12 protein-coding genes are annotated in these 11,365 nt (G+C 70.0%); 5 read left to right on the top strand and 7 right to left on the bottom strand.

The window, feature by feature from the left end; genetic code table 11:
• The first annotated feature begins 148 nt into the window (after window positions 1-148).
• Together CHR28_RS02355 and CHR28_RS02345 are read left to right on the top strand one after the other, a co-directional pair.
• Entirely contained in the window at window positions 149-721 is a 573-nt protein-coding gene (locus CHR28_RS02355) for a GlcG/HbpS family heme-binding protein (RefSeq protein ID WP_094051695.1), read from the top strand.
• A 351-nt stretch (window positions 722-1,072) separates the two neighbouring features.
• Window positions 1,073-1,888 (top strand): family 16 glycosylhydrolase, encoded by an 816-nt coding sequence (locus CHR28_RS02345; RefSeq protein WP_179272288.1) that lies wholly within the window; start codon window positions 1,073-1,075, stop codon window positions 1,886-1,888.
• A 248-nt stretch (window positions 1,889-2,136) separates the two neighbouring features.
• On the opposite strand, the gene CHR28_RS02340 is transcribed toward CHR28_RS02345, so the two are convergent.
• The 3 genes from CHR28_RS02340 to CHR28_RS02330 all read right to left on the bottom strand — a co-directional run bounded on the left by CHR28_RS02340 (window position 2,137) and on the right by CHR28_RS02330 (window position 4,296).
• Window positions 2,137-2,502, bottom strand: a complete 366-nt coding sequence (locus tag CHR28_RS02340; protein ID WP_143655775.1) for a hypothetical protein — start codon at window positions 2,500-2,502, stop codon at window positions 2,137-2,139.
• A gap of 360 nt (window positions 2,503-2,862) precedes the next feature.
• A complete protein-coding gene (locus CHR28_RS02335) occupies window positions 2,863-3,447 on the bottom strand; it encodes a DinB family protein (RefSeq protein WP_094051692.1) in 585 nt (194 codons plus the stop codon).
• Between the two features lie 123 nt (window positions 3,448-3,570).
• Entirely contained in the window at window positions 3,571-4,296 is a 726-nt protein-coding gene (locus CHR28_RS02330; RefSeq protein ID WP_094051691.1) for a class I SAM-dependent methyltransferase, read from the bottom strand.
• A 398-nt stretch (window positions 4,297-4,694) separates the two neighbouring features.
• On the opposite strand from CHR28_RS02330, the gene CHR28_RS37645 reads away from it, so the two are divergent.
• Window positions 4,695-4,847, top strand: a complete 153-nt coding sequence (locus CHR28_RS37645; protein WP_179272287.1) for a hypothetical protein — start codon at window positions 4,695-4,697, stop codon at window positions 4,845-4,847.
• 153 nt (window positions 4,848-5,000) lie between these two features.
• On the opposite strand, the gene CHR28_RS02325 is transcribed toward CHR28_RS37645, so the two are convergent.
• The 4 genes from CHR28_RS02325 to CHR28_RS02310 form a co-directional block, all read right to left on the bottom strand.
• Window positions 5,001-5,453: a DUF3618 domain-containing protein gene (locus CHR28_RS02325; RefSeq protein ID WP_094051690.1), complete on the bottom strand. Its 453-nt coding sequence runs from the start codon at window positions 5,451-5,453 to the stop codon at window positions 5,001-5,003.
• Window positions 5,450-5,872 carry a phage holin family protein gene (locus CHR28_RS02320; protein WP_179272293.1) on the bottom strand — a complete coding sequence of 141 codons (423 nt, stop codon included), beginning with the start codon at window positions 5,870-5,872 and terminating at the stop codon, window positions 5,450-5,452. Before CHR28_RS02320 ends, CHR28_RS02325 begins: the two co-directional genes overlap by 4 nt.
• Before the next feature lie 402 nt (window positions 5,873-6,274).
• The gene (locus CHR28_RS02315; protein ID WP_094051689.1) at window positions 6,275-6,529 is read right to left on the bottom strand and encodes an EF-hand domain-containing protein; all 255 of its coding nucleotides are present in this window, start codon (window positions 6,527-6,529) and stop codon (window positions 6,275-6,277) included.
• Window positions 6,530-6,786: 257 nt separating this feature from the next.
• On the bottom strand, window positions 6,787-7,050 hold the full coding sequence (locus CHR28_RS02310; protein ID WP_094051688.1) for a hypothetical protein: 264 nt from the start codon (window positions 7,048-7,050) through the stop codon (window positions 6,787-6,789).
• 462 nt (window positions 7,051-7,512) lie between these two features.
• Between CHR28_RS02310 and CHR28_RS02305 the strand changes: the two genes are divergently transcribed.
• Together CHR28_RS02305 and CHR28_RS02300 are read left to right on the top strand one after the other, a co-directional pair.
• Complete coding sequence (locus tag CHR28_RS02305; RefSeq protein WP_094051687.1) at window positions 7,513-9,558, top strand: terpene synthase family protein; 2,046 nt, start codon at window positions 7,513-7,515, stop codon at window positions 9,556-9,558.
• A gap of 398 nt (window positions 9,559-9,956) precedes the next feature.
• Window positions 9,957-11,282: an alpha/beta fold hydrolase gene (locus tag CHR28_RS02300; protein WP_094051686.1), complete on the top strand. Its 1,326-nt coding sequence runs from the start codon at window positions 9,957-9,959 to the stop codon at window positions 11,280-11,282.
• The last annotated feature ends 83 nt before the right edge of the window (window positions 11,283-11,365 follow it).

Below are 11,365 nucleotides of genomic sequence, written 5' to 3'. Positions count from 1 at the left end.
CGATCGGATGACACCGCCGTCGTCCGTTCCGCGCGTCGGGACCAGCCGGAACACCGACCGAGCGGGGCAGGTGGCGGGGTGAGGGTGGGAACACGTCGGGCGGCCCGGACCTCGGTGGCCGCCCACCCGTCCCGAGGAGCAGACCAGCATGAAGAACCTCTCCAGGCGCGCCCGCATCACCACTGGCGCCGCCGCCCTCGCCGTCGTCGGCGCCGCGGCCTTCGGCACGGTGTCCGCGAACGCGTCCGCACCGGCCGCCGGCCCGGCGCAGTCCGTGCCAGCCGCCGGCCCGGCGCAGTCCGTCGCCCAGGGCGCCACGACCACCTCCACGCATCTGACGATCGACGCCGCCACCCGGGCCGCGCGAGCCGCGCTCGACGCCGCCGAGGCGGAGCATCAGCGGGTCACGGTCGCCGTCGTCGACCGCAACGGCAACACCATCGTCACGCTCCGCGGCGACGGCGCGGGCCCGCAGTCGTACGAGTCGGCGGAGCGCAAGGCGTTCACCGCCGTGTCCTGGAACGCGCCCACCTCCGAGCTGTCCGGACGCCTGCAGCAGACGCCGAACCTCAAGGACATCCCCGGCACCCTCTTCCTCGGCGGGGGCGTCCAGGTCACGGACCGCAACGCGCCGATCGCCGGTATCGGCGTGGCCGGCGCTCCGTCCGGCACCTTGGACGAGAAGTACGCGCGGGCGGGCGCAGCGGCCCTGGACCGCTAGCCGGTGATGTCCCGCCGGACAGGCCTGTCGACGCTCTCCTCCTGGAACCGGCACGCGTCCGATGACGCACGGACACTGCATCACGCTGAGGGGGAACTGGGCATGCAGTCGGCATGACACCGACCGCCAGCGGAGGTGCCCGACACCCCAGTCAGTCGGGATCCGCGGCGGCCTCGCCGTCGCCGCGGGCAGGGAGGCGGTCCATGACCTGTCCGGCTCGGCGGGCGCCGGACTGGCCGTCCTCTTCCTCTGAACGCCGGATGGGTGTCGGGCGGCTGTACGCGGCCCGGTTCGCTCGCCTGTTGCGCCCGTGTGCAGGGTGGCCGCGTGGTCGTCTGTCAGGATTGCGCCATGTGTGCCGATGTCGTGCGTCTCCCCGAACCCCCGGCCCGTGCGGCTGACTTCGACGACGATTTCGCCGCCCCGCACCTCAGGCGGGATCGGTGGGTCGATCACTATCTGCCGCACTGGACGTCACCCGACAGGTCACGGGCCCGGTACGACATCGACCGCGCCGGACTACGGCTGCGGATCGACGCCGACCAGCCGGACTGGCGCGAGGAGGACGCTCCGCTGCGGGTGTCCAACGTGCAGACCGGCGTCTTCTCCGGGCCGGTGGGATCGCACCGCGGAACGCATCGGCATCGGCCGGATGGGCTCGTCGTGCGCACGCAGACCCCGGAAAGCCTGTCGTGGGCACCCACGGCCGGACGTGTGGACGTGACGGTCAGTGCGAGTACGGACCAGGGGTGCATGCTCGCGGCATGGCTCGTGGGGACGGAGCACCTCTCCGAACAGGACACCGGAGAGGTGTGCATCTTCGAGATCGACGCCGATGCCGTCGGTGAGCAGGACAGCCGCGCCCGTTGCGGGGTGAAGGCGCACTCGGACCGGCGGCTGACGACCGACATGACGGAAGTCGTCCTGCCCCTGAACGCGTCGAAGCCGCACACCTGGACCGTCCTGTGGGGGCCGTCCGGGACGCTCATCGGATGTGAGGGCGTCGTCGTGAAACGGTCGGCACAGGCTCCGGCGTATCCGCTCTTCCTGCTGATCGACCTCTTCGAGATCGGCCCCCAGCCGGACTCCCGCACGCGCTACCCGAAGACCGCTCGTGTCCATCGCGTACGCGGCTGGGACGCGAATCCCGTGTCCGACGCGCTGTAGAGGTCAACCAGTCCAGGACGGGACGCGCCTGCCTTCACACCATCGAGTCCCGGACGTGATCGACGAAATGGCGAAGGCGTCTGCTCGTCCTCCCGTCCCAGCCGCCGCCACATCGTCGCTTTCCGCTTCGCTCCCACCCCAGCCCTTCACGGCCGACCTTCAGCGGCTGATGCGGGCCCGTGTCGGGAGCCTCTGCAACCCGCGCCCCGGCGCTCGCCCTGTAGTACCGGGGCACGCCTGACGTCATGTCAGAAGCAGGGCCTGGAGACGTTGCCCACCTCGTTGCCCTTGAGCAGGCCGCCCCAGATGTAGTTGTCGTCCGAGAGGAGCACCCACTTGTTGTGGTGGACGCCATTGGCGTTGACATAGCCACCCTCGAGCCAGCACTCGGCGCTCAGGTTCTGGTTGGCCGCGACGGCGTAGGCGATCCTGTAGCCCGTCGACGGCCCGATGCGCACATTCCCGTTGATCCAGGTCGTGACGGTCTGCGCCTGAATGCTGACAGTCTGGGCCGCGGAGCGCTCCGCCGACGGGACCGGCGCTGCGGCGGCCGGAGCGGCCGCACCTCCCGCCACCACGATGGCTGCCGCTGCTGCGGTCGAGAGCTTGGTCAACGAGCGTGAAGTGCTGCGCCGCATAATGCTTTTCTCCCTCTTCAACAACATGTGCCGTGTGCCTCGCCAGTGACCGGCTCGCTGGGCTCCCGGTGCGCCGACACCTCGCTGGCGATCCCCTCGGCGCACACGTGCCGGTGCAATCCGGCCGCACTGACCAGGCACCGGTAGCGTAAGAACCCAGGTGTGCCGCCGGTCCTGACAGATGTCAGGGGGTGTCCACCTCCTGCACGCGGAGGGCCCTTTGCCCTTCCGGCGCTTCGGGCCCGGCCAGGAAGCTCCTGCGTGTACACGTTCGACAGATCAGCACTCACGGTCGGCATCATGCCGCTTGAACATCAAGTCACGTGGCACAGCCTCCTACGCCTTGATTGATGCGGCAGATCTGGCGGCCTGCTCGATCTTCGCGCAGTAGGCTTCGCGGGCTTCCTCATCGATCTGCATCTCGTGTTCGGGCCGCATCCCGGTTCGGCCATCAATGCCTTCGCGCAGGATGTCGGCGTGCCCGGCATGCCGGTTGGTCTCGCCGAGGACGTGGACCAGGATGGCGAACAAGTTCGTGTTGAGATGCGGCTTCGGCCACCACGGCACGTGGCCGGGGGCATCGAGGGGAAGCGCGTCGATCGTCGCGTCTGAGTGTTCCCACGTGCGCCGGTAGGACTCGATGATTTGAGCGCGGGACTCATCCGCAGTCGCCCACAGATCGCTGCCGTCATGGTCCTGCCACGGAGGCAGCGGTTCCGGGGAAGGGCGGTCGAAGACCTCGCCGAAGTACCTGGCCTCTACGCTGGCCATGTGTTTGACCAGTCCGAGGAGGTTGGTGCCGGTCACTGTCAAAGGACGGCGGGCATCGTATTCGGACAAGCCGTCCAGCTTCCAGAGCAGGGCCGTACGGTCTCGCCGCAGTCTCCCGTGCAGGGTGGCCTTCGCGAATTCATCGATCATGCGGCATGAGCCTGCCATGAGCTTCTCGCGGCCTCAAGATCCCATACGTGGACGCAACGGCCGGTTGCTGGATGAGACAACCTTTCAGGCCTTCCGAGGTTGAGTCACCTTGGTCTGCGAAGGTCACGGGCGTCGCGCCAAGAAGACGAACTCCCTTCCCGGACGGTCGGGCGCATCACGAATGTCATCCACCACGTACCCGTGCGCGTCCAAGTCTTTCTCGACTTCGTCCCGCTCACGGAAGCGAAGCGTCGAATCCGATGTCAGGACCTGTCCGTCCGCTGCGAACTTGTACGTCCAGCGGAATGTCACCAAGGGCCTGGTAACCTCCCCCAGTTGAACCCAGCTCTCGACGGAGCCGACGCCCGGAAGCTCGGTCACGCGGTAGGACTTCTCGCGGGTCCACTCTTCCCAGGCGCGTCTGGACGGATCGCGCGTCTCGAAGATCAGACGTCCGCCAGGCCGCAGTGCTTCCCGGGTAGCTCGTAGGGTCTTCTGCCAGGCTTGTGGGTCAGCAATTTCCTGGGCGACGTTCGCTGTCATCGTCGCAAGGTCAACTTTCAGGGGCGGGAGGTTTGTTACGTCCCCGCAGATCCAGCGAACTCGTTCGCTTTCCGGTTTGGTGCGGGCGACGTCAATGGATGCCTGGGCGGGATCCACACCTACGACCTCGATGCCGCGGTCGGCCAGGAGGAGTGCGAACACTCCTGTGCCGCAGCCGATATCCAGCACTCGATCAGCCTCGAACTCGTCTGCCATGTGCAGGTATGTATCGAGGTCGCTGCGGTCGGGGTAGAGCGAATCGTAGATCGCGGCGAGCCGTGGATGCGTGAAGCAGTCGTCAGCCATACGGCTGAACGTATGCAGAGCCCGGCCCGACAGCTACCCAGTTCCGCAGGTCCATCGGAATCGTCGGATCCGGAGCCATCGGCGCGCCCTCGCCCCAACCGCCCATCACCGCTCCCCTCCTTCCCTTCCCGACTTTGCGGCGGTCCGGGACCAGCTCTGAGGGTGTGCAGGAGGGCATGCGGGGCTACCGGCGCCGGCAGCAAGTGGTCAACGTGAGGGCCTGAGCGTTCGATGAGGTTGTCACTCCCCCGTGAGAGGCGCCTATCGATGCCTGGAATATCCCCCGTGGGGCGACCTTCAGGGCACGTGCCGGAATATCTGCGATATGGATCGTTGTGCGAGTGCCGGTTACGGGGCGCTGTAGGAGGCGTAATGAAGACCTGAGATTGGGATTTGACGTGAGTAACTTCGACCCGGCGTCCGGATACCCGCCCTATGACCAGCCCCCGACGGGCGGCCACTCGGCCGACAGGCAGGCCACCGCGCGCCGTACGGCCCTCGTCATCTGCACGGTCGCCGACGTCGCGGCCGGTCACGTGTCCCGGGTGTGACAGCTGAGGGCGATGGTGCGCTGTCAGCAGTGGGGCGCAAGAGCGACCCCGTGAGGCCCGCTTTCCCCCCCGTGAGCGTGTGCTCCCGGGGGCGGGCAGGCACACCACCGTTGCCTGCCCGCCCCCGCACAACCACTCAGCCCCGCAGCCGGCTCATCCCCTGTTTCGGCGCAGCAGCCACAGCGCGACACCGGCGCCGGCGGCTGCCAGCAGCACGGTGCGGTTGTCCCGCGCCAGCTGGGCGCCCTGGACTGCCTGGGCGCGGACCGGCTCGGGTGCCTTGTCCTGTATCAGCTGACCGGCCTGGGCCGCTTTCATACGGACCTGCCCCGCCGCCTGGGCCGCCTTGTCCTTCACCGGCTCGGGCAGCTTGTCCTGCACCCGTGACGCGGTCTCGGCAACCTTGACCTTCAGCTCCCCGGCCTTGACGGTGGCCTGTTCCTTGACCTCGGTTGCCTTGTCCTGGGCCCGGGCCCTGACGTCGGTCTTGTCCGCCAGCGCCTCCGCCGTCTGCCCCAGCTCCTGACGCGTGTGCTCGACTCGTTCGCGCAGCTCCTTCGGCGTGGGAGCCGGGGAAGCGGTGGTCTCGTCGTGCGGCTGGGTCATCGCTGTGCACTCTCCTTGATCTCGGCCACGTCGGCCTTGACGCTGTCGATCGTCTTCTCCGGGGTGGGCGGGGCGCCCTGCTGAACCTGCTTCTTGCCGCTCAGAGCCATGACCGCGACGATCACGCCCAGCACCACGGTGACGATCAGAGCCGCGGCCCACACCGGCAGCGGCACCGCCAGGGCGGCGATCGCAGTGACGACCAGCGCCTCAAGCGTCAAGAACCCGACGACGCCGGCGGCGCCGAACAGTCCCCCACCCTTGCCGTAGCGCTTGCCCTTCTCCTTCATCTCCGCCTGCGCCAGTTTCATCTCGCCGCGCACCAGCTCAGTCAGCTGCTGCGACGCCCGCTGCACCAGCTCGCCCACCGGTTCGTCGCCCTTGTGGCCGCCCCTGCCGTCGGCAGGGGATGGCTGCATCGTCGACACGACGATCACCTCCCGTCTCTTCTCGTCCCGTCCTGGCCGACGAGCTCCGCCCTGTCGGCACGGTGCGCAGGCGAGTACCCCAAAAGACCAGTTCAGGACACCGACTTGCGGCAGATCTTGAGCAGGAAGCGTGGAAAGGAAGCGGGCCGGTTGTACGGAGTCTGCGGCTCTCGGGCGTCGCGGCGGCGGCCTGAGCGACTTGCCCGCGTGTGACCGGCAGTTGGGGTCGGCGGACACACGGCGCCGGCCCGCTCGCGCAGTACCGAGTGGGCCGGCGCATGCAGACGACGCCTCATTTGTCTGTACCCGGTCACCGCTTGCTCCTCGTGTACGGCGACCTGGTGCTCAGCCTCGGGGACGTCCGTTGGACGCTAGACGGCCTCGGTTCGTGGATCAGCTCCAGCCGAACCGGCGGTCGACCACGGCGGTGAACTCCTCGAAGGTGAGTGCAGCGTCACCGTTCTGGTCGGCGGCGTCGAACAGCGCGGAGGACGCGTCGACGCCCTGCACCCCCCACGACGGAATGACGCCCGTGGCGGCCAGCGACGGCCCCTTCGTTCGGAGGGCGTTGATCACCTCTTCACGGGTCAGGAGCCCGTCGCCGTTCAGATCAAGGGCGTCGAAGAGCCTGCGGGCCTTGTCACTCATCACGTGTCCCCGTTGGTGGTGTCGTCGGGCAAGCCATCCCGCTCAAACGGAAAGACGCATGCCGAACGCCCCAGGTTCCCCTGCCCCCCACCGACAGCCCTCTGATCGCCGACGGCCCCAGCCCTCCCTTCAGCAGCTGCCTCACTTGCTGGCAGAAGGCCGGGCCGACGCCCGCCAGGCCGGACGGCTGCCGCGGTGGGGGCGGTGGGCATGCACTTCACGTCCACCGCGGCGAGGTCCGGGGCGACGTGGCCGCGTCAGGATCGGCCCAGCGCCTGCACGCCCTCGACGGCCTGGTCGAGGACATTGCCCAGTGAGCAGTTGTTGACGTGGTCGGAGGCGTGGTCGCCCAGTACGGGCACGACCGCGACCTCCTGCAGGCATACGGCAGCCGCGCTGAAGTTCCAGTTGTTCGCGGCGTTCACACCGCTGCCGAAGTCCGAGTCGTCGGCGGCGAAGGCCGGCGTGGCTGCCGAGAGCGCTGCCATGGTGATCAGGCCACAAGAGATGATCTTCCTCATGGCCGGTGCAACGATCACGAGCGCCGGAAGGGCACGGCCGTGGTTTCGGGCGGTCACGGCTCGGTCCGTTTCGGGCCGTCACGGGCTCGGTCCCCAGAGAACCCCGGAGCGGTCCGGAGGACGGTTCGCACCAAAGGGTGGTTTGCCGCTGTGACCTGGCCTGGCCGTGCCAGGCCAGGGTGTCCTGGAGTGGGCGGCAGGTGCCGCGTGTGACGGGACGGAGGATGAGATGTACGAGCAGGTAGCCCTCCCGGCCATCCGGCTGGGGACCGACAGGATCCCCGAAGGGCTCGGAACCTGCGGGAGAGCTGTGCGGGGCGCCTGCTGGCAGCTCGGGCCGGGCTGCGTGTCGTGAGCGGTCAGGCGCAGATGAGCGAGGTTCTGGTCGCCGTTCCCGCCGAGCCTTCGCGGCCGGGTGGCAGCCCGGCGGGGACATCGGACGGGGTGTGTCATCCCGCCTGGGTGCAGGCGGAGCGTCAGGTGCGGTCCTGGGCCGCGCGGCACGCTCTGGTCGTCGGCGAGGAGGAGATGCGGCGGCTGGCGCGGATGGGGCACGGGCGGATGGCCGGTTGGCTCGCGCCCCAGGCCAGTCCGGCGGAGCTGGGGCTGCTCGCGCAGTGGGGTGCCTTCATCGCGCTGGTCGACGACGGGTTCGACCGGCACGGGCAGTCGCCGACGCAGGCCCGGGCCGTGCTGGATGAGCTGCTCGGTGTGCTGGAGGACGCGGACGGCAGCCGGTGCCCCAGGTCGGCGGCGCCGGCGGTGCGTGCGCTCGCCGACTTGTGGGGGCGTACCAGGGGCGCGGCCCGGCCCGGCTGGCGGCAGCGGTTCGTCGCCCTGTACCGGGACTTCGCCGATGCCACGGTCACCGAGATGCGGCTGCGCGCGAGCGGTGAGCAGCTGGGGCTGGAGGAGTACCTGGCGTTGCGTCGGCGCACGATCACTGTGCTGCCCGTGCTGGCCGTCGTGGAACGATCGCTGCCTGTCGCGGACGGGCTGGACGGGCTGCGCGAGGCGGCCGCCGACATCGTCGCCTGGACCAATGATCTGCGTTCCGCGGCACGGGAGGAGGACGAGGGCACGGAGAACCTCGTCGGCGTGCTCGCCCGGCATCACGGCTGCAGCAGGTCCAGGGCCGCGGCGCATGCCCGCGTCATGCTGGCCGAGCGCATGGACGACTTCGACCAGGCCGCCGTGCACGGCGAGCGGGCGGCCGTGATCCGCCGGGTGCGGGAGGGCTCCCTGGCGTGGCAGCGGGAGACCCACCGCAACCCGGCCGGCGGCGGCCATGCCGCCGGTGCCGAGGAGCGGGGCATGCCTGCCCTCGTGCAGCACCTGGCCGTCGGCGTCGACCCGGCCGGCCATGTCGAGGACCGGTGCGGCAGTCGTGTGCTGGAGTCCGCGCTGTTGCTGGCGCTGCTGCGCAAACAGGGCGCCGAAGTCGGGGAGCAGGCCCGGCTCACCGCTTTTCTCGAACGGCGCCGGGCCGGGGCGAGCGCCGTGGATGCGCTGCTGATCGACGCCTGCCTCGACCCGGCAGGCATGGCCGGGCAGGCGTCCGAAAGGACCGCCGGACTGCCCATGAGCATGGGCAGCGGCACCGCTGGGCGGGGGCGGCTGAAGGCGGTGATGCTGAGCACGGTGCTGCACCTGCTGTGCGGTGCGCCGCTGCACGACAGCGACGCTCCCGGCCCGGCCGGGCCAGAGGGCATCACCACCTTCACCGACGTGCACGTGCTGTCGGCGCGGATCGTCCACGCGCACGCCTGCGGCCGCCCGGGCCTGGTCAGCGACGCCGAGCGGAGCCGTCTGGTGTCGCTCCTGTCCTGGGGGCGCAACAGGGTGCTGTGGGAGGCCAGCGCCACCACTTACCTGCTCGGCCTGCACGCGGTGCGCACCTTCCGGCCCGATGACCCGGTCGTCGAGGACGGTGTGCTGCGGCTGTGCCTGGCGATCAACGCCGACGACGGCGTGCCGTTCCTGGACAGCCAGGATCTGTGGCTGACCGCCGTGGCGGGCCTGGCCTTCACCGGCGAGCAGGCGCTGGCGCCGTACGTGCCGCGGATGGCTGATCTCGTGGCGGCCTGGCAGGCTCCGGACGGGGGCTGGCCGTTCGCCACCGGGATGCGGCAGACCGACGTCGACACCACTACCCGGTGCATGGAATTCCTCCATGCCGCCGGCCCCGACCGGTACCGCGAGGCGCTGGACCGGGCGAGCACGTATCTCTGCGGCATCGCCGGTCCGGACGGCGGTTTCCCCACCTGGGTGAGCGGTGACGCACCGGATCTGGACATGACCGCCCTACACGTCGGTGCAGGCGGCCCTTGTCACGGCAGCGGTCGCCGCCCTTGCCCTCGGATGGCTCCGCCCCGCCCCCTGGCTCCTCGCCCTCTCGTTGTTGCTCCTGCTCTTCGCCACGTGGGTCTTCGCCTTCGTCCGCTGGCTCAGCGCGGGTTCCCTCATCAACGAGAGGCCGACCGGCTGACGCCCACGCCGGGATTGTGAACTGTCTGAAGGGCTGGAGCTCCTGGAACCCGTAGATCCGCCCAGACGTACGGCAGGGGACAGCGGCGTCTTCGCGCGGCTGCCCCCTGGGCTGTTGCCGGCGACCGGCCCGAGAGTGAGTGGAGCGCGTCCGCATGTGAGGCGCCCGCCGGCTCGGCGGGCAGTTGACGCCGTTCGTCCGCTGACGAGCCGTCGCACCGCACCTTACCGAACCGTAACCTACCGGAGGCTACCCCGGGTAACACCACCACGGTTACGGTGCTGACACTTCGTCCAACAGCGGTGTGGGGCGACAGATGGACGACTGCGGCCCCGCACCGCAGGCCCTTGCCTCATGGGCCGTCATCGCCCGAGCCGCAGCCGAGAGCTCGGCCTCCCCACCGCCTCGGAGATCCGTCATGCCCGTTTCCGCACGTCTGCTGGCCGCGGCCGTCACGACCACCACCTGTCTGTGCGCCACGGCCGTACCCGCCGCAGCCGCCCCGCAGTCCGACGTCGTCGTCTCGCGCGGCGTCACCATCCCGGCCTTCTACACCCCACCCGCGGACCTGCCCGCGGCCAACGGCGCCCTGATCCGCAGCGAACCGCTTCCCCTCGCGCTCAGCCTGCCCGGCCTCACCGGACCGCTGCCCGGCACCGCCACCCGCCTGATGTACAAGTCGACCGATTCCAACGGTGGTCCGGTCGCGGTCACCGGCGCCTACATCGAACCCTCGGCCACCTGGAGGGGCAACGGAGCGCGCCCCCTGGTCGTCGTGGCCCCGGGCACGATGGGGCAGGGCGACCAGTGCGCCGCGTCCCTCGCCCTGCAGCGCCCCCTGCTGGTCAACGGCAAGACGCTGTCGGTCGGTTACGAGAACCTGGCGATCTACCGGCTGCTGGCCCGGGGCATCGCCGTGGTCGTCACCGACTACGCGGGCCTCGGCGCCACCGACCGGCTGCACACGTACGTCAACCGCGTGGACGAGGGCCACGCCGTCCTCGACGCCGTTCGCGCCGCGCGCTCCCTGAGCGGCACCTCGGTCACCCCGGCCTCGCGCGTGGCGCTGTACGGCTACAGCCAGGGCGGCGGCGCCACCGCGTCGGCAGCCGAACTCCAGCCGTCCTACGCCCCCGACATCACCCTCGCCGGCACCGCCGCGGGCGCCCCGCCCGCGGACCTGATCGAGGTCACGAAGTCCATCGACGGCAGTGAACTGGCCGGTGCCCTGGGCTGGTCGGTGAACGGTTTCCTGCAGTCCGACCCCGCGCTGGAGCCGATCGCCGACACCCACCTGAACACGGCGGGCAAGGCAGCCCTGAAGGACCTGTCGACCATGTGCGTGGGTGACGCGCTGCTGTCCTACAACGGGGCGCGCAGCACCAGGTGGACCGTCGACGGCCGTTCACTCGCCGACATCATCAACGCCCAGCCGGCGCTGAAGGACTTCCTGGACGACCAGCGCATCGGCACCCTGAAGCCCGCCTCCCCGGTCCGGGTCGCCACTGGCACCAGCGACAATCTCGTACCCCACGCCCAGGCGCGCCGGCTCGCGGCCGACTGGTGTGCCAAGGGCGCCGACGTGACCTACGAGCCCGTCGCCCTGCCCGACCTGGGCAGCGCCCTCATCAACCACTTCACGCCACTGCTCACCGATCAGGGTGACGCCATCGGCTGGCTGACCGACCGGCTCAACGGCAAGCAGGCCACCTCCGACTGCGCGAGCCTTCCCCGGCGACCCTGACCTCTCCCCCTGTGCGGGGCGGCGGTTGAAGGGTCGCTCACGCCGCAGCAGGACAGCACCGACGCCCGGAGCGCCAACCGCCG

Source organism: Streptomyces sp. XY006 (assembly GCF_002237655.1).
GTDB lineage: Bacteria > Actinomycetota > Actinomycetes > Streptomycetales > Streptomycetaceae > Streptomyces > Streptomyces levis.
Note: the sequence above shows the minus strand (reverse complement) of the source record. Positions and strands in the feature narration are given on the sequence as shown.